Annotated in this window: 24 protein-coding genes and 1 pseudogene; 11 read left to right on the top strand and 14 right to left on the bottom strand. The window is 70.5% G+C overall.

The window, feature by feature from the left end; genetic code table 11:
• The 4 genes from PV963_RS36860 to PV963_RS36845 form a co-directional block, all read right to left on the bottom strand.
• Positions 1 to 675 carry an RES family NAD+ phosphorylase gene (locus PV963_RS36860; protein WP_274820795.1) on the bottom strand — a complete coding sequence of 225 codons (675 nt, stop codon included), beginning with the start codon at positions 673 to 675 and terminating at the stop codon, positions 1 to 3.
• Between the two features lie 2 nt (positions 676 to 677).
• Positions 678 to 1,331, bottom strand: a complete 654-nt coding sequence (locus tag PV963_RS36855) for a hypothetical protein (protein ID WP_274820794.1) — start codon at positions 1,329 to 1,331, stop codon at positions 678 to 680.
• A complete protein-coding gene (locus PV963_RS36850) occupies positions 1,322 to 2,452 on the bottom strand; it encodes a hypothetical protein (RefSeq protein WP_274820793.1) in 1,131 nt (376 codons plus the stop codon). The genes PV963_RS36855 and PV963_RS36850 overlap by 10 nt, the downstream gene beginning before the upstream one ends.
• Positions 2,453 to 3,246: 794 nt before the next feature.
• Positions 3,247 to 4,521, bottom strand: coding sequence for a sensor histidine kinase (locus tag PV963_RS36845; protein ID WP_425540978.1), 1,275 nt, complete (start codon positions 4,519 to 4,521; stop codon positions 3,247 to 3,249).
• A 181-nt stretch (positions 4,522 to 4,702) separates the two neighbouring features.
• On the opposite strand from PV963_RS36845, the gene PV963_RS36840 reads away from it, so the two are divergent.
• A complete protein-coding gene (locus PV963_RS36840; protein WP_274820792.1) occupies positions 4,703 to 4,903 on the top strand; it encodes a hypothetical protein in 201 nt (66 codons plus the stop codon).
• Between the two features lie 48 nt (positions 4,904 to 4,951).
• Here the strand turns inward: PV963_RS36840 and PV963_RS36835 are convergent, their stop codons facing one another.
• Positions 4,952 to 5,347, bottom strand: a complete 396-nt coding sequence (locus PV963_RS36835) for a ribonuclease domain-containing protein (RefSeq protein WP_274820791.1) — start codon at positions 5,345 to 5,347, stop codon at positions 4,952 to 4,954.
• A gap of 152 nt (positions 5,348 to 5,499) precedes the next feature.
• Positions 5,500 to 6,126, bottom strand: a complete 627-nt coding sequence (locus PV963_RS36830) for a dihydrofolate reductase family protein (protein ID WP_274820790.1) — start codon at positions 6,124 to 6,126, stop codon at positions 5,500 to 5,502.
• A 174-nt stretch (positions 6,127 to 6,300) separates the two neighbouring features.
• Here PV963_RS36830 and PV963_RS36825 point away from each other — a divergent pair, with 174 nt between their 5' ends.
• On the top strand, positions 6,301 to 7,068 hold the full coding sequence (locus PV963_RS36825) for an SDR family oxidoreductase (protein WP_274820789.1): 768 nt from the start codon (positions 6,301 to 6,303) through the stop codon (positions 7,066 to 7,068).
• Positions 7,069 to 7,158: 90 nt separating this feature from the next.
• On the opposite strand, the gene alc is transcribed toward PV963_RS36825, so the two are convergent.
• A complete protein-coding gene (alc, locus tag PV963_RS36820; RefSeq protein WP_274820788.1) occupies positions 7,159 to 8,274 on the bottom strand; it encodes an allantoicase in 1,116 nt (371 codons plus the stop codon).
• A 52-nt stretch (positions 8,275 to 8,326) separates the two neighbouring features.
• Positions 8,327 to 9,667, bottom strand: a complete 1,341-nt coding sequence (gene allB / locus PV963_RS36815) for an allantoinase AllB (protein ID WP_274820787.1) — start codon at positions 9,665 to 9,667, stop codon at positions 8,327 to 8,329.
• A 257-nt stretch (positions 9,668 to 9,924) separates the two neighbouring features.
• Between allB and allR the strand changes: the two genes are divergently transcribed.
• Positions 9,925 to 10,722, top strand: coding sequence for an allantoin degradation transcriptional regulator AllR (gene allR / locus PV963_RS36810; protein ID WP_274820786.1), 798 nt, complete (start codon positions 9,925 to 9,927; stop codon positions 10,720 to 10,722).
• A 575-nt stretch (positions 10,723 to 11,297) separates the two neighbouring features.
• Here the strand turns inward: allR and PV963_RS36805 are convergent.
• Complete coding sequence (locus PV963_RS36805) at positions 11,298 to 11,627, bottom strand: DUF5955 family protein (protein WP_274820785.1); 330 nt, start codon at positions 11,625 to 11,627, stop codon at positions 11,298 to 11,300.
• A gap of 195 nt (positions 11,628 to 11,822) precedes the next feature.
• On the opposite strand from PV963_RS36805, the gene PV963_RS36800 reads away from it, so the two are divergent.
• Together PV963_RS36800 and aceB are read left to right on the top strand one after the other, a co-directional pair.
• The gene (locus tag PV963_RS36800; protein ID WP_274820784.1) at positions 11,823 to 12,437 is read left to right on the top strand and encodes a nucleotidyltransferase family protein; all 615 of its coding nucleotides are present in this window, start codon (positions 11,823 to 11,825) and stop codon (positions 12,435 to 12,437) included.
• A 207-nt stretch (positions 12,438 to 12,644) separates the two neighbouring features.
• Positions 12,645 to 14,270, top strand: coding sequence for a malate synthase A (aceB, locus tag PV963_RS36795; protein WP_274820783.1), 1,626 nt, complete (start codon positions 12,645 to 12,647; stop codon positions 14,268 to 14,270).
• Position 14,271: 1 nt separating this feature from the next.
• Here aceB and PV963_RS36790 read toward each other — a convergent pair whose 3' ends face one another.
• Together PV963_RS36790 and PV963_RS36785 are read right to left on the bottom strand one after the other, a co-directional pair.
• Positions 14,272 to 14,565: a SelT/SelW/SelH family protein gene (locus PV963_RS36790; protein WP_274820782.1), complete on the bottom strand. Its 294-nt coding sequence runs from the start codon at positions 14,563 to 14,565 to the stop codon at positions 14,272 to 14,274.
• Positions 14,562 to 15,476, bottom strand: coding sequence for a HipA family kinase (locus tag PV963_RS36785; protein ID WP_274822223.1), 915 nt, complete (start codon positions 15,474 to 15,476; stop codon positions 14,562 to 14,564). Before PV963_RS36785 ends, PV963_RS36790 begins: the two co-directional genes overlap by 4 nt.
• A gap of 479 nt (positions 15,477 to 15,955) precedes the next feature.
• On the opposite strand from PV963_RS36785, the gene PV963_RS36780 reads away from it, so the two are divergent.
• A complete protein-coding gene (locus PV963_RS36780; protein ID WP_274820781.1) occupies positions 15,956 to 16,117 on the top strand; it encodes an alpha/beta fold hydrolase in 162 nt (53 codons plus the stop codon).
• A 196-nt stretch (positions 16,118 to 16,313) separates the two neighbouring features.
• Positions 16,314 to 17,102, top strand: a complete 789-nt coding sequence (locus tag PV963_RS36775; RefSeq protein ID WP_274820780.1) for a tyrosine-type recombinase/integrase — start codon at positions 16,314 to 16,316, stop codon at positions 17,100 to 17,102.
• A gap of 417 nt (positions 17,103 to 17,519) precedes the next feature.
• Here PV963_RS36775 and PV963_RS36770 read toward each other — a convergent pair whose 3' ends face one another.
• Positions 17,520 to 17,912 carry a hypothetical protein gene (locus PV963_RS36770; protein ID WP_274820779.1) on the bottom strand — a complete coding sequence of 131 codons (393 nt, stop codon included), beginning with the start codon at positions 17,910 to 17,912 and terminating at the stop codon, positions 17,520 to 17,522.
• A 24-nt stretch (positions 17,913 to 17,936) separates the two neighbouring features.
• Positions 17,937 to 18,155, bottom strand: coding sequence for a hypothetical protein (locus PV963_RS36765; RefSeq protein WP_274820778.1), 219 nt, complete (start codon positions 18,153 to 18,155; stop codon positions 17,937 to 17,939).
• Between the two features lie 135 nt (positions 18,156 to 18,290).
• Between PV963_RS36765 and PV963_RS43720 the strand changes: the two are divergent.
• Positions 18,291 to 18,608 (top strand): annotated as a pseudogene (locus PV963_RS43720) (hypothetical protein); the annotation flags it as partial.
• Positions 18,609 to 18,797: 189 nt separating this feature from the next.
• On the opposite strand, the gene PV963_RS36755 reads toward PV963_RS43720, so the two are convergent.
• A complete protein-coding gene (locus tag PV963_RS36755) occupies positions 18,798 to 20,036 on the bottom strand; it encodes an IS701 family transposase (protein ID WP_425540905.1) in 1,239 nt (412 codons plus the stop codon).
• Between the two features lie 167 nt (positions 20,037 to 20,203).
• Between PV963_RS36755 and PV963_RS36750 the strand changes: the two genes are divergently transcribed.
• From PV963_RS36750 to PV963_RS36740, 3 genes are all read left to right on the top strand, one after another.
• Complete coding sequence (locus tag PV963_RS36750; protein ID WP_274820776.1) at positions 20,204 to 21,544, top strand: hypothetical protein; 1,341 nt, start codon at positions 20,204 to 20,206, stop codon at positions 21,542 to 21,544.
• Between the two features lie 272 nt (positions 21,545 to 21,816).
• Complete coding sequence (locus tag PV963_RS36745) at positions 21,817 to 22,137, top strand: antibiotic biosynthesis monooxygenase family protein (protein ID WP_274820775.1); 321 nt, start codon at positions 21,817 to 21,819, stop codon at positions 22,135 to 22,137.
• A gap of 735 nt (positions 22,138 to 22,872) precedes the next feature.
• Positions 22,873 to 24,477, top strand: a complete 1,605-nt coding sequence (locus tag PV963_RS36740) for a sensor histidine kinase (protein WP_274820774.1) — start codon at positions 22,873 to 22,875, stop codon at positions 24,475 to 24,477.
• Positions 24,478 to 24,515 lie beyond the last annotated feature (38 nt).

Genomic DNA, 24,515 nt, shown 5'->3' with positions numbered 1-24,515 from the left:
TCACATCCCCCGTTCCTGCGGCCGCGGCGCGGTCCGCGTCCGGTACGGCGCCAGCACGCCGTTGAGCCAGCGCTCCCCCTCCTCGGTGCCGAAGTCGACGCCGGGCGCGCCCGTGGGTTCGAGCAGGGGTGCCTCGCCCCGGTCGTCGAAGAGGATCGCGACCCGGTCGGCGGGCTCGCGTTTCGACGGCCAGACGAAGCCCTGCGCCCAGGGCCTGGTCTGGCGGCGGATCCAGTGGCCCCAGTCGCGGGTCTGCGGATAGTCCGCGCCCTCGGTGTGCACCAGCCACGAGTCCTGCGCCACCGCCGCGAGATCCGCCCCGGACATCAGCGAGACGACCTCGACGTCGGCGGCCAGCCGCAGGAAGGACAGACTGCGGCGTTCGAACGCCACGCGGGGCAGCAGCCGGTGGCCCCCGTCGGAGTCGAACGGCAGCGAGCGCAGCAGCACCTCGCACACGGCCGCGCCGACGCCGAACCCGACGTAGAGGTAGCCGTAGCGGTCGTAGGGGGTGCTGTCGAAGCGGCCACCGTAGTAGAAGGCGTGGGAGGGGCGGGCGTTGTACGCGGTCGGCGCGCGGTGGGTGGAGTGCACCCGGTACACCGGTGTGCCCGCGCGCAGCACGGCCCGGGTCGGTTCGCCCGGCAGCGACTGGGGCGGCGGGTACTTGCCCATGACTACTCCTCCCCCGCCGGGTCAGCCAGTTCCCGTGCCGCGCCGAGGAGTTCGGCGTCGCGGCCACGGCCCAGGAGGGCAGCCGGGGTGCCGTCCCACCAGGTGGTGCGGGACAGCCACCAGTCGGCGGCGCCCCAGGGGTCGGTGCCGGCGCGCAGGACGGAGTTGACCTCCAGGACGATCCGCCACGGCATGGTCCCGGCCTCGAACTGGAAGAGGGGCAGCCGTCTGCGGCCGTCCTCGCCGGACAGGGCGATCAGCCGTGGGTCGGCGCCCTCGGTCCACGGCGTGGCGGGTTCCCGGAGCAGGCGCTCGCGGACGGGGCCGAGGGCGGGCCCGACCATGGGGTTGCCGTCGAGGACGAGCATGCACAGGTCGGCCGCCGTGTATCCCTCGTACAGCTGAGCCTGGGGCACGTCCGTGAACCGCCCCGTCTCGCCGTGCCGTTGGAGCCGGGCGGACTCGTCGGCCGGGAGGGCGTCGAGGAGGACCCGTGCGGCCGGACCGGCGGCGGCTGGATCCGGGGCGCCTTCCTCGGCTCGCAGCCGGGACAGCAGCTCGCTCAGTGTCCGCCGCGTGCCCGGTTCGAGCAGGCGGGACAGCCTGTCCCAGTCGGCCGCTGCTGCTGCCAGGACCATGAAGGGGTTCACCCGCACTCGTGCCCTTTCTCCTCGGCTTCGGATAACGCGTGCGCGGCCGGGGACCGTTCGCGCGCGCCCAGCGTCTCGGCCAGCAGGTCGGCGGCCAGGGGGCGGCGGACGACGAGGTGGATGTCCGTGTCCGCGCCGGTGCCGGAGTGCAGCGCGGTCCACAGGGCGCTGACGCTGGTCTGCGGGGGCAGTCCGCCGCGGCCCGCGCCGAGCAGGGGGAAGCAGATCGAGCGCAACGGCGGGGTGAAGGCGGCGCGTTCCTCCGACAGCAGGGCCAGGGCGCGGGCGGCGGCCGTGGCGACGTCCTGGGCGGCGACGTCGTAGTCGTTGGTGCCGGGCCGTGGGACGGCGACGGCCGCGTGGTAGATGCGGCGCACGCCCCGGGCGGCGAGGGCGCCCGGTTCGGTCGGGGCGACCGTGCCGGGGAGCGCGGGGCGGCCCAGCAGGCCGTGCGCCGCACGCCAGCCGAGCAGCGCGTCGCGCACCGGGTCGGCGGTGACGTCCCCGGTGGCGTCGCGCACGGCACCGGCCCGGCGCAGGGACGCGGAGACGGAGGCCTTGAACATCGCCGGCAGGGAGAGGTGCGTGTTCGTCGGGGACACGATCACGTCGACGTTCCGGAGGAGTTCGACGGGGTGCACGTGCAACAGCACCTCCCGGGATCCGACGCGGAGCGAGCGGTGCTGCAAGTGCGGGGCGAGGAGCGGGAGCCGGGCCGTGGAGGTGCGCTGCGGGCCGGTGCCGGCCAGCCAGCACACCTGCTCGGCGATCTGGGCCAGGACCATCTCCTCCTGGCTCTTGCGGAAGCGTTCGACGCTGACGCGGTACACCTGGGCGGCGAGGCGGCGCCGGTCCGCCGCCGGGCGGTCGCGCAGGCCGGGCGCCAGGCCGAGCGAGTATCCGGCCGCCTGCTCCAGGTCGCCCCCGCCGAGCCGGGACACGGCCGTGCGCAGCAGGTTCTCCACCTCGACGGGCCAGGCGTCGGTGACGGCGGCGGAGTGCGCGGCGGCGGCCCTGCGGAGCAGCGGAACATCGAGCTCACGGATCCGGACCAGGCCCTCGACCCGGACGGTCTTCACCTCCCTCAGCACGGACGCGACCTCGAACTGCGGTGCACCAGGCGACATATGCCCATGATCCGCCGCGCGCCTCACCGGCCACAAGGGTTACGGTGAACGCCGTGGGTTGACGCGGAGCCGGCAACGGCCGGAGCCCGGGGGCGACGGACGACGGCATCGGGAAGCCGCAGCAGGGCGAGCGGAGTCAGGCGGCATCAGACCGCCCGCCGCACCGCGAGCCGGCGTCAGGCGGCATCAGACCGCCCGCCGCCCGGCGAACCGGTGTCAGACGGCATCAGTCCGCCTGCCGCCCGGCGAGCCGGCGTCAGGACGCCCCAGTCCGCCCGCCGCACCACGAGCCGGCCTCAGGACGCCCCAGTCCGCCCGCCACACCACGAGCCGGCCTCAGGACGCCCCAGTCCGCCCGCCACACCACGAGCCGGCCTCAGGACGCCCCAGTCCGCCCGCCACACCACGAGCCGACGCGGGCCGTCTCACACTGCCCGCCGCCCAGCAAGCCGACATCCGGCCACTTCAGACCACCCGTCACACCGCGAGCCGACGCGGGCCGTCTCACACTGCCCGCCGCCCGGCAAACCGACGTCAGGGCACGCCAGACCACCCGCCACACCCGCCACACCCGCCACACCCGCCACACCGCAAGCCGACGCCAAGCCGCCCCATCCCACTCGCCACACGGCGACCACCCGTACCGCAAGCCGACGCAGGCCCCCCGGCCCAGACTGCCCGCCACCCAGCAAGCCGACGTCAAGCCGCCCCAGACGGAGACTCCGCCGCCACCAAGGCCCGCCGCGGGACCGGCGGCCCGGCGGACAGCCGGGACGGATCCGCGAGGCCGCGCCTCAGCCCCACGGCAGCCACGCCCGCACCTCGAACCCGCCCTCCGGGGTATGGCCGTGCTCCAGGCGGCCGCCCGCGAGGGTCGCTCGTTCCGTCAGGCCGATCAGGCCCTGGCCGGAGCCGGGGACGGGTGGTACCTCGCCCTCGGGGGGCGGGTTGTGCACGGAGACGGTGAGGCCGTTGCCCGGTGCGCCGGTGACGGACACCGTGACCTCCGTGCCGGGGGCGTGCTTGCGGGCGTTGGTCAGGCCCTCCTGGACGATCCGGTACGCGGTGCGGCCCACGGAGGACGGAACGGCGGCGGCGTCGTCGACGCGGTTGTCGAGGGCCACCTTCATGCCGGCCTCACGCGACTCGGCGACCAGCGTGTCCAGCCCCGCGAGCGTCGGCTGCGGCCGCCCCGTGTCGTCGGACTCCCCCGCCCGCAGGACGCCGATGATCTCGCGCAGGTCCTGGAGGGCCTCGTGCGCGCTCTCCCGGATCACGCCCGCCGCCCGCGCCGTCTCCGCCGGGGGCGCGTCGGGCCGGAACTCCAGGGCACCCGCGTGCACGCTCAGCAGGGTCAGCCGGTGGGCGAGCACGTCGTGCATCTCCCGCGCGATGGCCTCACGGGCGAGCCGCTGCGCCTGCTCGGCCCGCAGCCGCGCCTCCGTCTCGGCCCGCCGCGCCCGGTCCCTGAGGCTCACCATGAGCTGCCGCTTGGCGCGCACGAACATGCCCCAGCCGACGATCGCCACCGTGAGCAGTACGACGATGACCACGCTCAGCAGGTAGGGGATGTCCGCGTCGGGGCGCAGCCAGTAGTAGAGCGGGGCCATGGCCGCGTTGATGCCGCCCACCCAGGCCACGTACCGGAAGGGGCGGTGCACGGCGAGGGTGAACAGGGCGATCAGCCCCGCCCCGCCCGCCGTGTCCGAGATGAAGGTGATGGGAGTCATCGCCACGGCCAGCCCCAGCGGCCAACGGCGGCGCAGCCAGACGGCCGCGCAGGCCAGCGCCCCGGTCAACTGGTCGACGACGGCCAGTCCTTCCGGGACATGGGGATTGTCGTTGAGCGCCTCTATGGCGGCCGCGCCCACCAGCACGGCCAGCACGAAGCAGGAGAAGTCGACGACCCAGTCGCGGGCGGTACGCCGGGGCCGTCGCCCGGCCCGTGCCGCGTCGGGGTCGAGCTCGTGCAGAAGGGCGGACGGGACGAACCATCTGCGCCCGGTGAACAGAGCAGGTGTCTCGCCCGTCAGCACCGGGGAGGCCTGCCCCGCGTTGTCACCACTCACGGTCGACAAATCTACGCAGGCCCGGGCCCGTTCACCTCTCCCTGGCCGTCAATCGTCGACCAAAGTCACCGCATCGCAGACTTTCGGCGTGGCCGACCGGGTCCGAACAGGGACTTCCGTCCAACGGATGCTCGCCCCGCGGCCGATGTGCGTGGGGGGTCCGCGGGGCGAGGCTCGTGTCATGAAGCAGGTACTGGAGATTCTCGGCTTCCTCGCCCTCATACAGGGCGTGGCGGGCCTGGTGCACGAGTTCACCGACTGGAACTGGGGCCTCGTGCAACGACTGGTGTTCCTCGACGGCTACGAGATCTATGCGAGCGTCGCCCTGCTCGTGCTGGGCATCGCCCTGTTCGCGGCGGCCGGGAGCCGGAAGTCCGTCTGAGCACCCGGGCGGACTTCCGGCCGGCGTCCACGGAAGCGGCCGCCCGGCTCAGCAGCCGTAGTCGACCAGGTCGAACGACTCGTAGTGGTCGGCCGTGTAGTAGTCCTCCCGGTTCTCCTCACCGGTGACGATGCGCCGCGCACCGCGCGTGGAGGAGCCCGGGGTGATGACCGTGTACTCGTGGTAGTAGCCGGACGACTGGCTCGGCAGGATGCCTTCCCGGTTCTGGAAGACGGTGCCGTCCTGCTCGAACGGGAAGGGGCCGCCCTGCTCGATCAGGTCGAGCGTGTCGTGGGCCTGGGACGGCAGGTCGCTGTAGCAGATGTTGCCGACGGCGGTGGGGGCCGCGTCGGCCGTGGTGGCGGAGACGGTACCGCCGACGAGGAGGGCGGACAGGAGGGCGGCTGCTGCGCCGAGCCGCGAGGCGCGTGGGGGGAAATTCATGCGCACATGATGACGCGCGTAGACAGTGGCATGTCAATGACAAGCTCGGAGATTTTCCCGTCAAGTCCGATGAGTTAGCGGGAAGTTAACCTGCCCTCCGGCGCCCCCACGCGCTGTCCACCAGGGCCGGTGAGGACGCCGGAGCGGGGCGGCTACGCGTTCTCCGGCAGCGCGTACTCGCCGTACTGCGGGCGGCCCGCCACCTCGTACGTCTGGATCGAGACGCCCGTGCTGGTGACGCTCCCTCCTGCGTGCCGGAACGCGGTCGGCACGGCGCCCTCCGTGAACAGCTTGAACCCGGCGCCGAGCACGACCGGGAAGGTCAGCAGGTGGAGGGAGTCGACGAGGCCGAGGGCCAGCAGGGACCGGACGAGTGCCCCGCTGCCGTGCACCTGGATCTCGCCGTCCGTGCGCTCCTTCAGGGCCGTGACCTCCTTGGCGAGGTCGCCGGTGAGCACGGTGGTGCCCGCCCACTCGGGGTCCTTGAGGGTCGAGGACGGGACGTACTTCGGCAGTGCGTTGAGTTTCGAGGCGACCGGATCGGCGGGGTCGGTCACCTTCGGCCAGAACGTGTTGAAGATGTCGTACGTACGCCGCCCGAGCAGGAAGGCGCTCGGACGCGCGAAGACCTCGTCGATGAACCGGCCGAAGTCCTCCTCGGCGTACGGGAAGCTCCAGCCGCCGTGGGTGAAGCCGCCGCGGGTGTCCTCGTGAGGGCCGCCGGGGGCCTGGTAGACGCCGTCGAGGGTGACGAAGAGGGTGGAGACGAGCTTGCCCATGGCGGGTGCCCTTCTTCTCGGAAACGGTCGGGGTCTGTTGTCATCGGTTCAGACCCCGCGGGCATCCGCAACTCATCGCTCGGCCGTACGGCCCCTGTCGCGAGGACCGGATGCGCCCACCTCGACGTCCGTTCACCGCCAGCGCCGCGGTCGGTCGGCCGGTGGGATGGACCCATGACTTCTCAAGGAACTCTCGAGGGAACTCTCGAGGGAACTCTCGACGGCAAGGTGGCTCTCGTGACCGGCGCGAGCCGTGGCATCGGCGCGGCCACGGCCCTGCGGCTGGCCCGGGAGGGCGCGGACGTGGCGGTCGGTTATGTGAACGGCAAGGAGGCGGCCGAGGACGTCGTACGGGCCGTGGAGGCGCTGGGGCGACGGGCGGTGGCGGTGCGCGCGGACGCGGCGGACGCCGCCGAGGCGGCCGGTGCCGTGACCGCTGCGGCCGAGGCGCTGGGCGGCCTCGACGTCCTGGTGAACAACGCGGGCGTGGGGGTGCTCGGGCCGCTGGAGACCCTGTCGCTCGCGGATGTGGACCGGGTCCTCGCCGTCAACGTGCGCGGTGTCTTCCTGACCTCCCAGGCCGCCGCCGCGCGCATGCCCGAGGGCGGGCGGATCATCACGATCGGCAGTTGCATGGCCCACCGCGTGCCGGGGCCCGGCGGGACGCTCTACGCGACGAGCAAGGCGGCCCTGGCCGGTATGACCAAGGCCCTGGCCAGGGAGCTGGGCGGGCGCGGAATCACGGCGAACCTCGTCCATCCCGGGCCGATCGACACCGACATGAACCCGGCGGACGGGCCGTACGCGGCCGGCCAGGCGGCGATGACGGCGCTGGGGCGGTTCGGGACGGCGGACGAGGTGGCATCCATGGTGGCGTATCTGGCGGGGGCGACGTACGTCACCGGTGCGGAGTTCGCCGTGGACGGCGGGCACGCGGCGTGAGGCAGGGGGCGCACGGGGTGCGACAGGGCACACAGGTTCCATGGGCGCACCGGTGCTGTCGGGCCGGTGCGCCCCTGGGGCGGGGTCGGCTCAGCCGCCCAGCTCCTGGTGACGCGCCGCGAGGCGCCGCGCACCGTCCTGTGTCAGGGAGCCGAACAGCCGCAGCCGGGAGATGCCGCCGTCCGGGAATATGTCCACGCGCGCGTGCGTGCCGACGGCCGGGGCCGGGAGTACGAAGCGGTGGTTGGTGTCGGGCTGGAGGCGGGTGCGGGGCAGGATCTCCCGCCACTCGCCGTCCTCGCCGTCGCGCACGGACACCGAGGCCCAGCCGGCGCTGTTGCCCTTGAGGTACGCGGTGTCGATCTCCAGGGCGCGGATCCGGGACTGGGCGGCCAGCCGGTAGCGGATCCAGTCGTGCCCCTGGTCGCGGCGGCGCCGGGTCTCCCAGCCGTCGTCCATCTTGCGGGAGCGGCCCGGCTGGATGGTGTTGGTGGCGGGCGAGTAGAAGAGGTTGGAGGCGTCCTCGACCTGGCCGCCGTTCTCCAGGGCGACGACGTCGAAGGTGCCCAGCGCCTCCAGCCACGCCGGGTCCGGGACGACCTCGCCGTACACGCGCAGGCGTGCGATGCCGCCGTCGGGGTGCTGGTTGACCCGCACGTGGGTGAAGCGCTGCTCGACCGCGACGGAGAAACCGTTCGCCGCGTGGCCGCCGACCGGGGTGCGCGGGACCAGGGTCGTCCACTTCACGTCGTCCCCGAGGAGTTCCTCGGGCGACGGGGAGCCCGGCACGCAGGTGCCCTCGACGGACACGGCCTGCGGGTAGTTGCCGCGGAAGTGGGCGGTGTCGACGACGATCCCCCGGACCACGCCCGGGGCGCCGAGGCGGACCAGCGCCCAGTCGTGGTCCTCGGCGGTGGGCCACGGGTGGTCGCCCGACGCGCCCCGGCGGCGCCGCGTCTCCCAGCCGTCCATGATCTTGCCCTTGTGCCCGAAGTGCTCGGGGTCGAACTCGGCGCGCTCGGGCACCAGCAGGTTCTCGCGCTGGGCGAAGAACTCGTCGTTGGCGGCGATGACACCGGCACCCAGGCGCCGGTCGGCGAGGTCGGCGTACTGGGCGAAGGGGAAGTCGGCGGTGCGGTAGTCCGCGTACGGGTCGCCGCCTCCGTAGGGGTTCGCGTCGCCGGTGAAGCTGGGAATCGCCGTCACGGGATAGATGCCTTTCGGGAGTCGGCCGGTATGGATGCGGATGCGGGGCGGCCTACTGCTGCCTGGTGAGGAGTCGGCCCTTCGGTTCGGTGAACTCGCCGTCCGCGACGATGCACTGCCCGCGCAGCCAGGTGGACTTCACGACGCCGTACAGGGTCTTGCCCGCGTACGCCGTGACATGGTTGCGGTGCTGGAGGGCCGCCGGGTCGACGGTGAAGGTCTCGTCGGGGGCGAGGACGGCGAAGTCGGCGTCGCGTCCCGCCGCGATGGCGCCCTTGCGGTCGTCGAGCCCGACGAGTTCGGACGTCCGCGCGGACATCCAGCGGACCACGTCCTCCAGGCCGTGCCCGCGCCCCCGGGCCTCGGTCCACACCGCCGCCAGGCTCAGCTGGAGTCCGGAGATGCCGCCCCAGGCCGTCGCGAAGTCGTCGGTCTTCAGGTCGGCGGTGGACGGGGAGTGGTCGGTGACGACGCAGTCGATGGTGCCGTCGGCCAGCGCCTGCCACAGCAGGTCCTGGTTGGCTGCCTCGCGGATCGGCGGGCAGCACTTGAACTCGCTGGCGCCGTCGGGGACTTCCTCGGCGGTGAGGGTCAGGTAGTGGGGGCAGGTCTCCACGGTGAGCCGTACGCCCTCCGCCCGCGCCTCGGCGATCATCGGCAGGGCGTCGCTGGAGGAGAGGTGCAGGACGTGCACGCGTGCGTCGAGGGCCTTGGCCTCGCGGATGAGCTGGGCGATGGCGGTGTCCTCGGCGTCCCGGGGGCGGGAGGCGAGGAAGTCGGCGTACCTGGGGCCGGGCTGCTGCGGGGCGGAGGCGAGGAGGTGGGGGTCCTCGGCGTGCACGATGAGCAGGCCGTCGAAGGCGGCGATCTCGGCCATGGTGCGGGCGAGCGGGTCCCGCTCCAGGTGCGGGAACTCGTCCACGCCGGACGGCGACAGGAACGCCTTGAAGCCGAAGACGCCGGCCTCGTGCAGCGGGCGCAGGTCCTTGATGTTGTCCGGCAGGGCGCCGCCCCAGAAGCCGACGTCGATGTGCGCCTTGTCGGCGGCGACCTGCTGCTTGGTCCGCAGGTGCGCGACGGTCGTCGTCGGCGGGAGGGAGTTGAGGGGCATGTCGACGAGGGTCGTGATGCCGCCGGCCGCGGCGGCGCGGGTGGCGGTCCAGAAGCCCTCCCACTCGGTGCGGCCGGGGTCGTTGACGTGCACGTGGGTGTCGACCAGGCCGGGCAGCAGGACATGGTCGCCCAGGTCCTCCAGGCGGGCACTCTCCGGTACGGGTGCGTCGTACGGGAGAACGGCCGTGATCGTGCCGGCGGCGACCGCGACCGATGCGGCGCGCGTCCCCTCCGGAGTGATAACACGCGTCGAGCGAAGCACCAGTTCAGCGTCGGACACCCGAACCCCTTACTTCCACTTGCTTCCATTGACTTCCACGTAACGGAATTCAACTTTCTGTTGAAGGAGTCTTCACTCCCTCTTCCGCACAGTCAAGGGCACACTGGACTACGGCACCTTCCATGCGACCACTCCTGGACGTTTCCACAAAGCGGAATTAGACTTCCAGTACGCAGAACGTAGCTACGTACAAGCGGGGAGTCAACCGACTGCCGGGTAGGCTTCTGCTCTTCCGCCAGTCCCGAAAGGAACGCGCCGTGCCGACGTCCAGCGCCAGCACCACCGACTCCGCCCGGTCCTCCGCCAACGGCGGGGTCCAGTCCCTGGAGCGCGCCTTCGACCTGCTCGAACGGATGGCGGACGCGGGCGGCGAGGTCGGTCTGAGCGAGCTGTCCGCGAGCAGCGGGCTGCCCCTGCCGACCATCCACCGCCTGATGCGCACGCTGGTGGCCTGCGGGTACGTACGCCAGCAGGCCAACCGCCGGTACGCGCTGGGTCCGCGCCTGATCCGCCTCGGCGAGTCCGCCTCCCGGCTGCTGGGCACCTGGGCGCGGCCCTATCTCGCCCGGCTGGTCGAGGAGACCGGCGAGACGGCGAACATGGCGCTGCTGGACGGGGACGAGATCGTCTACGTGGCGCAGGTGCCGTCGAAGCACTCGATGCGCATGTTCACGGAGGTCGGCCGGCGCGTGCTGCCGCACTCCACGGGCGTGGGCAAGGCACTGCTCGCCGGTTTCCCGCCGGAGGAGGTGCGCGCCCTGCTCAGCCGTACGGGCATGCCCGCCGCGACGGACAAGACGATCACGACGCCCGACGGGTTCCTCGCGGCGCTGGAGGACGTGCGCCGCCAGGGCTACGCGATCGACGACAACGAACAGGAGATCGGCGTCCGCTGCCTCGCGGTCCCGGTCCCCGACTCCCCCACCGCCGCGGCCATTTCCATCTCCGGCCCGGCGGGCCGCGTCACGGAAGCGGCGACGGAGAAGATCGTGCCGGTGCTCCAGCAGGTCGCCGGCGAACTGTCCGAGGCCCTGGCCAGCCAGACCCCCGCGTGATGGCCTGACGGCACCGGCCGGGTGGACGGACGGGCGGGACGGCGCCGGTTGGCCGGGTGGGCCCTCGGGTTCGCCCCGCGCCGGGGCCGGGGGACGCCGGAACACCCCACGACACGGCTGTACGGACACCGCGCCGCACACCGGGTGGACCGGGCGGCCCGGGCGACCCTCCGGAGCACCCCACGACACGCCGGACGAACGCCGGAACGCCCCACCACACGGGCGGAGCGACACCACGGCGCCCCACCACTCGGCCGGAGCGACTCCACGGCACCCCGCGGCACGACCCAGCGGACTCCGCGGCGCCCCATGACACGGCCGCCGCACGCCGGGATCGTCCGATCGACGTGGCCCTGCGGATCCTCGCGCCCCGTCGACACAGCCGCCGCCGGCCGGGCTCGCCCGATGGACGCTGCCCGTACACCGGACACTTGGAGCCCCGGACCTCCAGAACCCCTGGAACCCCGGGACCTCACACGCGAGCTACCGTGACCTGACCCCGGCCCTGACGGCCCCTGCCCCGATCCTGACGGTCCCGGCCCCGGCGGCCTCGGCCCCGGCCAGACGCTCCCGCCCTAGCCCTGCCCCCGCACCGGCCCCCCGAAGAGGTCCACGGCCCGGCGGACCTCCGCGAGATCCTGGGCCAGGGCGCTCACCGAGCCGATCGCGCCCGCGATCAGCAGGAGGGAGCGGCGCAACCGCGGGATCTCGGGGGTGCCGTCGGCCGCCATCGCGTCCAGCGCGGCCAGTTCCTCCTCGGCGATGGTCCGGTCGGCGAACTGACCGGGATGCGCGGCGAGCCGACGGCGCAGCCGGGCGACGGCGGAGCGCAGCTCCGTCACGCGCGGATCCTCGTCGCCGCCGGTCACAGGCCCCTGCCGCCTCTGCTCAACGCTCCGCAACACAGTCCTCCCCCTCGCACTCCGTCGTGCGCGCGCCCTTCCGACGCGAAGTCCCCCACACCGGGCACCGGTCGGCCGCCCGGCCGGTCGGTGCGGGCGACAGTAAACGACGCGGGCCACCAGGCGCCAGTCCATTGCGTCATCGACTTGCTCCGCTGCGTAACTTCTCGGCCCGAGATCGTGCGGTATGCAGGATCCATGACGACACGTAAGACGACGAACAGGGCGCCTGCGGTTGCGGGGGTGCTGCTCGCCGCCGGGGGCGGGCGGCGGCTCGGCGGGCGCCCCAAGGCACTGCTCACCCACCGGGGACGGCCACTCGTGGAGCACGCGGTGCGGGTGTTGCGCGAGGGCGGCTGCGAGCGGGTCCACGTGGTGCTGGGCGCACGGGCGGACGAGGTCCGGGCACGAGCCGTACTGCCGGGATGCGTCCTGGTCGGCAATCCCGACTGGGAACAGGGCATGGGGACGTCCCTGCGGGCCGGGCTGGACTCGCTCGCCGGTACGGGCGCGACGGCCGCCCTGGTCTCCCTCGTCGACCAGCCCGGTATCGGCCCGGAGGCGGTGGCCCGGGTCCTCGAGGCCTACGAGGACGAGGAGTCGCTGGCGTCGGCCGCGTACGACGGAGTGCGCGGCCATCCGGTCCTGTTCGGTGCCGCCCACTGGGCGGGCATCGCCGCGACTGCGACCGGGGACCGGGGGGCACGCGCCTATCTGAAGGAACACGAGCCGGGGATCACGCTCGTCGAGTGCGGGGACGTGGCCCGGGCCTTCGACATCGACACGGAGGCCGACCTGACCCACCTTGAGTGAACGGCGTGGCACGGAGCGCCACCTTGCCTCGACCCAGAGAATCTCGACATCAACAGACGATTGAACTTCCACCATGAGGAAACTAGTATCCACTGTTCAGAAGCGCCCGAGGGCTCCGCGGGCGCCGAACGCCGTATCCGGGAAGACTGGCACCCGGTGCCGAACCGCCGGCTCGTCTTCGTAGCTCGCTGAAGGAAGTGACAGTTCATGTCCGCACCAGCGCCGTCCCCGCTGGCCATCGTCGACGCCGAGCCCCTGCCCCGGCAGGAGGAGGTCCTCACCGAAGCGGCGCTCGCCTTCGTGGCCGAGCTGCACCGGCGGTTCACGCCCCGGCGTGACGAACTCCTCGCCCGCCGCGCCGAGCGCCGCGCCGAGATCGCCCGCACCTCCACGCTCGACTTCCTCCCGGAGACCGCCGCGATCCGCGCCGACGACTCCTGGAAGGTCGCCCCGGCCCCCGCGGCCCTGAACGACCGGCGGGTCGAGATCACCGGCCCCACCGACCGCAAGATGACCATCAACGCCCTCAACTCGGGCGCCAAGGTGTGGCTCGCTGACTTCGAGGACGCCTCCGCGCCCACCTGGGAGAACGTGGTCCTCGGCCAGCTCAACCTGATCGACGCCTACACCCGCTCCATCGACTTCACGGACCCGAAGTCGGGCAAGTCGTACGCCCTGAAGGCGAACGAGGAACTCGCGACGGTCGTCATGCGCCCGCGCGGCTGGCACCTGAACGAGCGGCACCTCGTCGACGCGGACGGCACTCCGGTCCCCGGCGCGCTCGTCGACTTCGGCCTGTACTTCTTCCACAACGCCAAGCGCCTGCTGGGCCTCGGCAAGGGCCCGTACTTCTACCTGCCCAAGACGGAGTCGCACCTGGAGGCCCGCCTCTGGAACGAGGTCTTCGTCTTCGCGCAGGACTACGTCGGCATCCCACAGGGCACCGTGCGCGCGACCGTGCTGATCGAGACGATCACGGCCGCGTACGAGATGGAGGAGATCCTCTACGAGCTGCGCGACCACGCCTCCGGGCTGAACGCGGGCCGCTGGGACTACCTGTTCTCCATCGTCAAGAACTTCCGGGACGGCGGCGCCAAGTTCGTCCTGCCGGACCGCAACGCGGTGACGATGACAGCCCCGTTCATGCGCGCGTACACCGAACTCCTCGTCCGTACCTGCCACAAGCGCGGCGCGCACGCGATCGGCGGCATGGCGGCGTTCATCCCGTCCCGCCGGGACGCGGAGGTCAACAAGGTCGCCTTCGAGAAGGTCCGCGCCGACAAGGACCGCGAGGCGAACGACGGTTTCGACGGCTCCTGGGTCGCCCACCCCGACCTGGTGCCGATCGCCATGGAGTCCTTCGACAAGGTCCTCGGCGACAAGCCCAACCAGAAGGACCGCCTGCGCGAGGACGTCGACGTCGAGGCGGGCGACCTGATCGCGATCGACTCGCTGGACGCCAAGCCGACGTACGCGGGTCTGGTGAACGCCGTGCAGGTCGGCATCCGCTACATCGAGGCCTGGCTGCGCGGACTCGGCGCGGTCGCGATCTTCAACCTGATGGAGGACGCCGCCACCGCCGAGATCTCCCGCTCCCAGATCTGGCAGTGGATCAACGCGGGCGTCGTCCTCGACAACGGCGAGAAGGTCACCGCCGACCTGGCCCGCAAGGTCGCGGCCGAGGAACTGGCGAACATCAAGGCCGAGATCGGCGAGGAGGCCTTCGCGGCCGGCAACTGGCAGCAGGCGCACGACCTGCTGCTGACGGTCTCCCTCGACGAGGACTACGCCGACTTCCTGACGCTCCCGGCGTACGAGCAGCTCAAGGGCTGACTCAGTCCGCGGACGGCTCGGCGGACGGCTTGTCCGAGTGGCCCAGGGGCTTCCCCGGGGCCACTCGGTCGCGTACGGCCCGCTTCACGGCCGTCGGCTCGGGGAAGCCCTGCTCGCGGCGGTCCCAGACGACCTCGTCGCCGACGCGTACGACGAACACCCCGCCCTTGCCCGGTTTCAGCGCCAGTTCCGTCAGCTCGCCCTCGAAGGTCGTCAGCAGCTCCTGCGCCAGCCAGGCCGCGCGGGGCAGCCAGCGGCACTGGGTGCAGTACTCGATCTCGACACGGCCACTCATCCGAGGTGCACCGACCAATCCTGTTCGGCCGCGGGCTTGCCGTGCAGGTCGGGGACCTGCCTGAGCCACGCGGGGCGTCCTTGCTGGTTGCGCGCCGCCCGGAGGGCCTCCTCGGCGGCGAGCTCCTCCCGGCTGGGGAAGTCGGTGGGCAGCCAGGCCTCGGAGGCCCGCACGCGCGCGTGGAGGTACGACACGTACGCCTCGCGTGCCTCCTGCGCGGTGGCGAAGCCCGGCTCTTCCGCGAGCCAGGCGTCCGGGACCTCCGCGAGGATCCGGCGCAGCAGTTCCTCGGTCACCCGGGGAGCGAGCACGGCGTCGGCGGCCCGGACGTCCGGCCCGTAGTGACCGAGGGCGTGGTGCCGGAAGTCGTAGGCCTTGGCGGGGTCGGTGCCGTCCCAGCGGTGGTGGAAGACGAGCGCGGCACCATGGTCGATCAGCCACAGGCGCGGGGGCGCGACACCCAGGGTGGGCCAGACCATCAGGTTGGAGCTGTGCACCGTGCGGTCGACGTTCACGGTCAGGGCGTCGAGCCAGACGATTCTCCCCGCCTCCAGTGGATCGACGGGGAAGACCCGTGCGATCTCCGGCGTGAAGTCCCGGGCGCCCGGCAGGTAGTCCATGCCGAGGTTCACGCCCGCGCTGGCCGTGTGCAGCCCCCGCACCTCCTGATGCGGCTCGTCCTGCGCGATCACCGGGTCGAAGTGCACCAGCACCAGCTCGGGGAAGCGCAGCCCGAGGGCCCGGGCCAGCTCCCCCACGATCACCTCGGCGACCAGCGCCTTGCGGCCCTGCGCGGAGCCGGTGAACTTCACGACGTAGGTGCCCAGGTCGTCGGCCTCGACGATTCCGGGGACGGAACCGCCGGAGCGGAGGGGTTCGATGTAGTGGGTGGCGGTGACCTCTCTCAACATCTTCAAAGGCCCCACAGCTCGATTGCCTTACATTTCACGGCCAGCTCCAACGCGGTGCAATCCGGTAAAACTTCCCCGCTCAACCCTGGGGAGAATTTGGGGAGTTTCGGCTGGCGTGCTCGTCTCCCGTTCTCCCCAGCAGTCCGTCAATGGCGGTGCGCCCCTTACTTCCGGCCTCCGGCATGAAGTGAGCATAGTAACCAAGCGTGACAGCCGGGGAGGAGCGCCCGAGCCATCGTGACAGCGTCACCACGGACTCCCCCGCCTCCAGCATGATCGAGGCGTAGGTGTGCCGCAGCACGTGGAAGCCGTCCTTCGACGCCGCCTCCCACTGCCAGTCCTTCGCATCCCTTGGCGCGCGGCGGAATGACGCCGGTCTTGGCCAGCGCCGGCTTCCAGGTGTAGGTATTCCACGTGTTCACCGCCACGGCGTTGCCGAATCGGGTGGTGAGCGGCACCTGACCGGCCTGGGCTTCAACGTGCTGAGCTACGACCAGCGTCCGCACGGCCGCACCCCGCGCGGCGATGCACCGCTGACCATCGAGCAGCTCGCCGACGATCTGCACCACATCCTGCGCGCCCTGGTCCCCACCGGGCCGCTGGTGCTCGCCGGCCACTCCCTGGGCCGTCCCGCCCGGTGAATTCCACGGACTGGGCGTCCGCCGACGGAAGGGGACCGAACGCTCCGCAGACCGCACCCGGCAGCGCCAGCCCCTCCTGCCCGTCCTGGTCGAGCACGTCGAGTCCCGCTACGACCAAGCCCGCCTCCTGCTCGAACGCGCCGAACAGGCCGTCGACGGCGAGGAGTTCACCCACGTCGGCACCTCCTACCGCCGGGTGATCAGCGAATCGGACCAGAAGCTGCTCCGGCACGGCGACGCCGTCCCCACCCGCGTGCTGAACCTGGACTCCGGCGAGCTGGTGCACATCAGCACCGACGAGGAGGCCGCCTTCCGGGACTGGGCGGCAGTGGAGACCCTGCGGCACTCCGGCGTCCGCATCGAGGAAATGTGCGAGCTGACCCACCTCAGCATCCGCCAGTATCAGCGCGCGAACGGCGAGGTCATCGCCCTGCTGGTCATCGCACCGTCCAAGACCGACCGCGAGCGCGTCATCCCGATGTCGGCCGAACTCTTCCACGTCATCGCCTCGATCATCCGCCGCCACGGCCGGAGGGGAAAGCCGATCCCCCTGTTCAGCCGCTACGACCCGCACGACAAGGCCTGGAGCGCGCCGATGCCCTTCCTCTTCCAGCGCCAGAACGGAGCGAGTGGATCGAAGATCTTCAACCCCGGCACCATCCCCGGGGGCTGCAGTTCACCCCGCACGACTTCCGGAGTCTGCGGACGCCCCTACGGCACCCCCCGCCAGCATGAACACGCCTGCATCCGCTGCCCGATGCTGCACGTCAACCCCAAGACGCTCGCCGGGCTCACCGAGTTGGAAGCCGATCTCCTGCAACGCCGGGCACAAGCCGAAGCCGAGGGCTGGATCGGCGAGATCGAGGGCATCGACCTGACCCTCACCTTCCTCCGCGCCAAGCGCGACGAGACGCGACGCCGAGCCCAGCGACCACCCGTCGACCTCGGCATCCCCACCACCCGCAGGACGAAGGAAGATCAGTGAAACCCCAGCTCAATTCCGACGGCTTGCGGATTCCGACTCATCGTCGTCGACGAAACAAGGACAGTCGTCTTGACCGTGCAGGCTCAGACGGTGACACGCGATGTCTCTCCCGGGCCTCGCTCGACATCCGCTCAAGCCGTTCCCACTTGACAGCAGTGTCATATGATCCCGGCGCACCGTCACACGCTGCTCGCGCGCTATGGCAGGCATAGTAGGCCCGAAACTCGTGGCTATATACCGTGTTGAGCCCCCCTTCGGCCTGGACGTCTTTGCCGCACATGAGGCATGGCCGTACAACCATAGGACTGTCCCCTCTTCAGCAGCGACGCTCACGGTCAGCCCTCCTGGCTGCCCTGGCTGGCAGGATAGTCACCAAGCCGATCTACCCGGAACGCCCCGAGCCTCCCTGTGCGGTGCTCAACTCCACCAGTTCATCGTGGGATCGCCGGCCTCCGCTGCGGCGCACGCGCGGGCAAATGCTGCCCGGTCGGGTGGTGGCAGCTTCGCCGCCTCGTGCGACGCGTCCTGGAACTGGGGCAGGGCGCCGCCGGTGATGCCGTGGCAGAAGATGTAGTTCATTCTTGTGCCGTCCTCCTCGACGAAGAACACCACCAGGGGACCTGGCGCCTGAACCAGCGCCGTGATCCGGTCGACGTGGTCGCGCAGCGTCGGGTCGAACAACGCAGCGCAAACTAGCTGGTGGCTGTACTGGTCCATCTCGACCGTGGTGTTCGTGATCTGACCCCGCGCTGCGACCCCCAGCCGTCGGCCCTGCGGGTCGCGAAAGAACATCGACATGCGGAACACCACGCATGGGTTCGGCGGGTGCCACTCTCACCGCACCACGTCCAGCAGCACACGCTCCGACCACGCGTTGTACTCGCAATGGCCGACCTTGAGGAAGACGGCCGGCTTCACCACCTGCCCGCACTGCACCAGCTCGATCGCCGGGCCCCATGGATCCCAGTCGGAGTGTCGGTCATGCATGAGGTCGACGGCGTACACCAGGTCGGGCGCGTCGGACCGGAGGAGGACCCATTCCAACTGTCTCATCCGTCCCCCTGCCTCCATCGTCCAAGGACGAGGCTACTGACCGCCGTCGGGACCCGTCCCGGCCCAAAGAAGGTTCCGGGGAGACCTCCCTCAACCGCACCCCCCTTCACTGTCCCCTCACACCTCGGAGGTGCCTTGACAAACCACACCCCCATAGCCACCCGATCGGGTGAAGTGCAGAGAAGCACCGGGGAATACAAAATAAAACCGATCAAGAAGAAAGTCCGGGGAATTCTCGGCTACCCCTATCCGGCACGCATCCCCAGGGGCGTCTTCGTCGAGCAGTGGGTCGGCATTTCCACCGACGAATTCCATCGGGCCAAGGACGCCGACGGCAAGTACATGCGCAACCGGCATCCGCTCATCGACATGGACTGGTCGCGATCAGACTGCGTCCGCTACCTGACCTCGCTCGGCCTGGCCGACACCCCGAAATCGAGCTGCCTGAGATGCCTTATGTGGAATAGAGCCGGGCTAGTACTCCAGTTGCACTTCGCTATCTCTGCTGGTCAGAGGCATGTTCTCGAGTCTATTCGGCTGCCGTGGCGTCAGGTGCCGGAAGTTCGTAACCTCCATCGTGACGGCGACGGTAGTGGCAGCGTCGTGCGGTTGCCTGGTGGCGGCGCCGCCACCAGGACCAGCTCAGCGCGTGATCGGTTTTCCGCCGGTGTGTCGGTGGGGGACGGTGAACTGCCAGGAGCCGCCGGACTTCTGCCACGGTGAGGGGTGCAAGGGCACCGGAACCGTTTCTGCGACCCCCCTTGCCGTCGTTGCGGTGGCGGACATGGCCGCGAGGAAGGCGTGGGCCAGCATGGCGAGGGTGATGTGCCGGTACCAGCCCGGATAGCGTCGGACCTCGTACTGGTCCAGGCCGCATTCGTTCTTCGCGCTCTGGAAGCACTCCTCGATCGCCCACCGGCTGCCGGCTATCCGGGCCAGCTCGGGAACCTCTGTGCCGGCGGGTGCGTAGGCGAGGTAGTAGGCGACCTCTTCCGGGCGGGCGAGGCTGCGGCGGGCCAGGACCCACCGGTCGTGCGTGGGCTGATCGCCGTCGAAGTCGTGGATGGCCGGCAGTTTCGCCGCGGCCCAGTCGTAGACGCGAGGCCCCTTCGCTCCGTCACCGCAGGAATGGCGTTCCCAGGCTTCATCCGGCGCTTGGGCGATGACGAAATCGATCCGGCCCAGCGCGGGGACGGGCTGGGACTTCGGGACGGCCAGGACGTAGCCGACGCCGGCTTCCTCCAGCATCCGCCGCAGCCGCCATTCCTGGCCATAGGCCGAGTCTGCAGTCACCCAGGCGATGGGCAGTGGCGAGGCCAGGGCTCGCTGGATCATAGCTTTGGCGAGGTCGCCCTTGGTCGCGAACTCGAGGTCGTCGGGTATCTTCGCCGCCTCGCAGCGGTCCCGGTCCGCCGTCCAGGACTTCGGCAGATACAACTCCCGGTCCACCAGCGCCCGTCCGCGCCGGGAAGCGTAGGCGGCGAAGACCCCGATCTGGCAGTTCTCCGTGCGGCCGGCAGTCCCCGAGTACTGCCGCTGGACGCCGGCTGAGACCGTGCCCTTCTTCAGAAAGCCGGTGTCATCGATGATCAGAACACCGCCCGGCTCCCCGAGTCTCTCGGCGACGTACTCCTGCAGGTCGTCACGCACCTCGTCATGACTCCAGCGTGCACGGTTCAGCAGATTCTGCAGGCCCGCAGGGGTGCGGTGGCCTGCGTACTCAGCCAGCTGCCAGCTGTTCTTCCGGCCCACCGGGCCAAGCAGACCGTTCACATAGGCCCGCATCTGCCGCCTTAGGTCCACCCGCCCGAACCGGTGACCCACCCGAACAAGTACCTCTTCCAGTTCCGCCGACCAGACGTCGGGCCGCACATCCTGCATGACAATCACAACGGACCGCCGCGGTGGAGGTTACGAACTTCCGGCACCTGACGCCACGGCAGCCGAATAGACTCGAGAACATGCCTCTGACCAGCAGAGATAGCGAAGTGCAACTGGAGTACTAGTACTCCAGCCGTAGATCGTGATCTTCATGTCTGGGATGCGGCTTGTCGCCGGTAACGAAGGAGCTGTACGGGGGCTGGTGCCATGGCGGGTACGAGATCAAGCTCGTCGACATCCCCGCCTGGCGCCTTGCCGTCCTCGAACCCGTCCCCGTGCCCGCCCGGCTCCCCCGCCCGCACACCCTGGTCCGGGCCATGCAGAACGAACAACAGCCGCTGGGCCTGACCAGGCCCGTCCAAGGACGTGTTCTCCGGCTCATCCAGGCGCTGATCACCGCTGCCGAGGCCGAAGGACACTCCTGTTCGGCGGGAGCGACCGGCTTCGCGCCCCCGTCTCATCGCCGCCGCAGAGCGTCTCCCCACTTCACCATCACCGCACGGGGCCAGACCGTGGGGTTCCTCGTCCTCCAGGAACAGGACCGGACCGAGCACGTCGCCACAGAGAAGGAACTCGCCGACGCCAAGAAGCACTCCTGGATCAGGATCCCCCGCTTCGACTACACCCCATCCGAACGCCTCCGCTTCGTCCTCAGCGGCGGCCAACCGCACCGGGCAAGCGAATGGTCCGACGCCCCCGACCACCCCCTCGAAGACCAGCTCGCCGAGATCGCACAGGAGGTCACCCTCCGCGGCGAAGCCGCCGAACGCAGACGTCTCGACGAGATCGAAGCCGCACGCCAGAAGCGCATCCGCTGGGAAGCTGCCATGGAAGACGCCCGCATCCAGTACGCCGAGGCGTACCGCTTCAGACACTTTGAAGCGCAGGAAGCGGCATGGCGCCACGCCACCGGACTGACGGAGTACTTGAGCGCCGCACGCACGCTGGTCGAGGCCATGCCCCCGGGGCAGACCAGACCGAAGCCGAAGCATGGATCAGCTGGGCAGCATCCACCGTTGAGCGCCTCGACCCACTGCACACACCACCCCGACTGCCCGACATCCCCGACCCACGAGTCGACGACCTCAGGCCCTTCCTCGGGCACTGGAGCCCCTACGGCCCCTGACACGACACCCACCTGGCACCCATCCCGCGTCACGAAACGTGACTACCGAGAAGTGAATGGGCGGGGCAGCCAACAACTCAACGGCCGACCCCACCCCACCGCGGGGGCCTCCTCCACACGGGTGAGGAAGCACACGCCCCTCGGCGACCAGACGCTGGACCAACTCCTGTGCCTTCGCCCGTCGAGCACGAGCGATGGGCCGTTCGCTGTACGGCGTCGGACTGCGCTGGCGACGCACGTCTTCGCGCCGCCCGTCTGCTCTTGTCGACACTGGAGGCCCGGCGGACACCTCCTGGGCGCCAACGCCCTCGAACGCTGGATCCTCGGGGTGATGGCCAAGCCGGAGTGGCGCCCCTTGCTTCCGGCTTCCGGCATGAAGTGAGCATAGTAACCGAGCGTGAACAGCCGGGGAGGAGCGCACGAACCATCGTGCCAACGGCGAGACGGGCAGCGTCGAGGTGAGATCCACTGTCGCAGCGCACAGGGCTCAGGCCGGCGCTCCCGACCCTGGTGTCGGAAGGTCCTGGGCGCCGAACTTCCTTGTTGAGCAGGCGCGTTGCGCAGCGCCATGGCCTGGAAGAAACGCGGTGCCGATCCGTGTTGCCTCCTGTGACAGACACCATGATTCACAGGACCTGCGAGGAGATACTGAGCATGACCGAGATCAGTACGGACGACGACCTGGTCACTTACATCAATGTCTTCACCGTCGCTCCCGAGAATCAGCAACGTCTCATCGAGCTGCTCCAGTACATGGCGCGGGAGGTGATGCCGAAGCAGCCCGGCTATGTGCAGGCCAATATTCACCGGGGTCTTGAGGGCACTCGAGTGGCCAACTACAACCAGTGGCGCTCGCAAGCGGATCTGGCGGCCGCGCGCGAAGACGCCGACGTGCGGGCGTGCATGGAGCAAGTACTGCAGATCGCGACGCTCGACCTCGTACCGTACGAGGTCGTGTCCGTACACCGGCCGTAGGTTTGTCGATGGCTGCGGTGGTGGGAGTCGGCCAGGGTGAACTGCCGCAGCGGGCCGAAGTGCGAACGCCGCGAGCACCGCGCCGAGTCCGGCCGCGACCGCGATCACGATCAGCGCGAACGCCGAGAAACGGCCCAGTGACGCACTGACCGCTCTCGGCACCCGATGGCGCCTGAGCGCGAGGCGACAGCCCTGCTCGGCCTTGCCCCCACGCTCGCCGAAGCAGTACGGGCCGCCTCGATGAAGGCGTATCTGATCCGTCGGAGACGAGTTCGCTCCACCGTGGTTCCTCGAAGGGTCACCGGGTCGCCATGAGCTGCATCCCGTCGCGCTCCGCGGCCCGGTGCTGCTCGAGCACCATGTGGCGTACCGACGCCCGATGGCAGACTAATCGTTTCAGCAGTCCGATAAGTCCTCTTTATGGGCAAGCGACTACCCATGTGATTACGCCACATGGATGAGACTGGCGTAGGGTGGCCGACCGAATAACCCTCCCATCGCGAAACCGAGTTGCCGGTTGGCTTGCGCTGCGCCGCCAGGTGTCCGAACTGGCTGATCGAGAGGACTTCGATGCCCGATTCCCCGACATTCACAGCGCGCTCGGATGCCGGTCGAACAACGACCGCGGCGGGCCCGGCACGCAACAGACATGCCAGGCGAACAGTCCAGAATCAGCCAGCCGATGCGGTCATCCGGTCCCGCACGGTACGCCTGGCACTGTGGCCCGCTGTCCTCATGGCAGTTCTCGCGGCGGCCCTGATCATCTACGTACTGCTTGCTCAGACCGGCGCCGCCGACGCCGCCACCTGGGGCATGCTCACCGCGGGCGCCGTGCTCGGCACGGGCGTTCTGGTCGGGGCCGTGTTCGCCGGCCGTGCCGAGGCCCGCAGCGCATTGCGGCAGTACGAGGTACTGCGCCGCGCGGTCGCCGCGGGACAGGCGGAACTGCAGGACCTACTGGAGCGACTGAGCCGGGGGGAGAGCGTCGAGCAGCCTTCGTTCACCCATCACTCCCCGCCCGAGGGCGACGTACACGGTCGTCTGGCCTACGAGATCAACGTCTTGCTGTGGCAGACCAAGACGGTCACCGCGCAGGGCGCGCATGCCGCGACGGCCGCGAAGCCCGCCGAGGACGGCAGGCAGGACAGCAAGGAGAGGGTCGAGGTCTTCGTCAACCTCGCCCGGCGGCTGCAGTCCCTCGTGCACCGTGCGATCAGCATGCTCGACCGGCTCGAGAACGAGGTTGAGGACCCGGACCTGCTCAAGGGCCTCTTCCACGTCGACCACCTGGCCACCCGCATCCGGCGGCACGCGGAGAACGTCGCCGTGCTGGGCGGCTCCGTTTCCCGCCGCCAGTGGACCCGCCCGGTGACCTTGACCGAGGTACTGCGTTCATCGATCGCCGAGGTCGAGGACTACTCCCGGGTCAAACTGGTGCCGCCGATCGAGGGGACGGTACGCGGTCACGCCGTCGCCGACGTCATCCACCTGCTCGCCGAACTGGTCGAGAACGCCACGGCCTTCTCGGATCCGCACACCCAGGTACTGCTGCGTTCCCAGCGGGTGGCCGCGGGGCTGGCGGTCGAGGTCGAGGACCGCGGTCTCGGCATGCCGCTGGAGGAGCAGGACCGGTACAACCAGCTGCTCGCCGAGCCGGACCGTATCGACATCGGCAAGCTGCTCGCGGACGGCCGAATCGGTTTGTACGTGGTTTCCGCGCTGGCCCGCCGCCATGGCCTCGCGGTCCGGTTGCAGAACAACATCTTCGGCGGCATCCAGGCCATCTTGATCATTCCGCGCGGCCTGATCGGTGACGAACCGGACGAAGTATCGCACCCGGCTGCCGACATGTCCCGGCCGGTTCAGGCTGCCGCCGCGCCACAGCCGGCCGCCCAGCCCGTGGGTCCGCCGCCCGCAGCGCAGCCGACCGCCCGCCCCGTCGCCCCGCCGCCCGCAGCGCAGCCGACCGCCCGCCCCGTCGCCCCGCCGCCCGCAGCCCAGCCGACCGCCCGCCCCGCCGCCCCGCCGCCCGCAGCCCAGCCGCTGCCTCAAACCCCGCCGATACCCGTGGCATCGCGGCACGCAGGGCCCGTGGAGGCTGCTCAGCCATACGATCGAGGGCCCTCGCGCACCAGCGGGCCGGCCGACGACGAGCGGCCGCCGCTGCCGCAGCGCCAAGCGCAGGAGCACCTCGTGCCGCAGCTCCGGGACGCTCCCGGCACGCACAGGGGGAACGAACAAGAGGTGGAGCACGATCCAGGGCTGATGGCCACGTTCCAGCGAGGATTCGGTCTCGCCGAGAACGAACCCGATGACAGTTCCGCTGAAAGCTCTCGCTGACCCGCAGGCTTCACACCACCCCCCCGAGGAGAAGAACG

Origin of the sequence: Streptomyces coeruleorubidus, from assembly GCF_028885415.1 — a bacterium.
Taxonomy (GTDB): Bacteria; Actinomycetota; Actinomycetes; order Streptomycetales; family Streptomycetaceae; genus Streptomyces; species Streptomyces coeruleorubidus_A.
Note: the sequence above shows the minus strand (reverse complement) of the source record. Positions and strands in the feature narration are given on the sequence as shown.

What these genes read in the sequence shown, in the direction of transcription:
- PV963_RS36745 (WP_274820775.1), top strand. Translation starts at nt 21,817, where the DNA reads ATGACCGAGATCAGTACGGACGACGACCTGGTCACTTACATCAATGTC.
- PV963_RS36840 (WP_274820792.1), top strand. Translation starts at nt 4,703, where the DNA reads ATGAAGCAGGTACTGGAGATTCTCGGCTTCCTCGCCCTCATACAGGGC.
- PV963_RS36765 (WP_274820778.1), bottom strand. Translation starts at nt 18,155, where the DNA reads ATGAGACAGTTGGAATGGGTCCTCCTCCGGTCCGACGCGCCCGACCTG.
- PV963_RS36825 (WP_274820789.1), top strand. Translation starts at nt 6,301, where the DNA reads ATGACTTCTCAAGGAACTCTCGAGGGAACTCTCGAGGGAACTCTCGAC.
- PV963_RS36800 (WP_274820784.1), top strand. Translation starts at nt 11,823, where the DNA reads ATGACGACACGTAAGACGACGAACAGGGCGCCTGCGGTTGCGGGGGTG.
- PV963_RS36835 (WP_274820791.1), bottom strand. Translation starts at nt 5,347, where the DNA reads ATGAATTTCCCCCCACGCGCCTCGCGGCTCGGCGCAGCAGCCGCCCTC.
- PV963_RS36740 (WP_274820774.1), top strand. Translation starts at nt 22,873, where the DNA reads ATGGCAGTTCTCGCGGCGGCCCTGATCATCTACGTACTGCTTGCTCAG.
- aceB (WP_274820783.1), top strand. Translation starts at nt 12,645, where the DNA reads ATGTCCGCACCAGCGCCGTCCCCGCTGGCCATCGTCGACGCCGAGCCC.
- PV963_RS36785 (WP_274822223.1), bottom strand. Translation starts at nt 15,476, where the DNA reads ATGTTGAGAGAGGTCACCGCCACCCACTACATCGAACCCCTCCGCTCC.
- PV963_RS36850 (WP_274820793.1), bottom strand. Translation starts at nt 2,452, where the DNA reads ATGTCGCCTGGTGCACCGCAGTTCGAGGTCGCGTCCGTGCTGAGGGAG.
- PV963_RS36790 (WP_274820782.1), bottom strand. Translation starts at nt 14,565, where the DNA reads ATGAGTGGCCGTGTCGAGATCGAGTACTGCACCCAGTGCCGCTGGCTG.
- PV963_RS36830 (WP_274820790.1), bottom strand. Translation starts at nt 6,126, where the DNA reads ATGGGCAAGCTCGTCTCCACCCTCTTCGTCACCCTCGACGGCGTCTAC.
- PV963_RS36755 (WP_425540905.1), bottom strand. Translation starts at nt 20,036, where the DNA reads ATGCAGGATGTGCGGCCCGACGTCTGGTCGGCGGAACTGGAAGAGGTA.
- PV963_RS36860 (WP_274820795.1), bottom strand. Translation starts at nt 675, where the DNA reads ATGGGCAAGTACCCGCCGCCCCAGTCGCTGCCGGGCGAACCGACCCGG.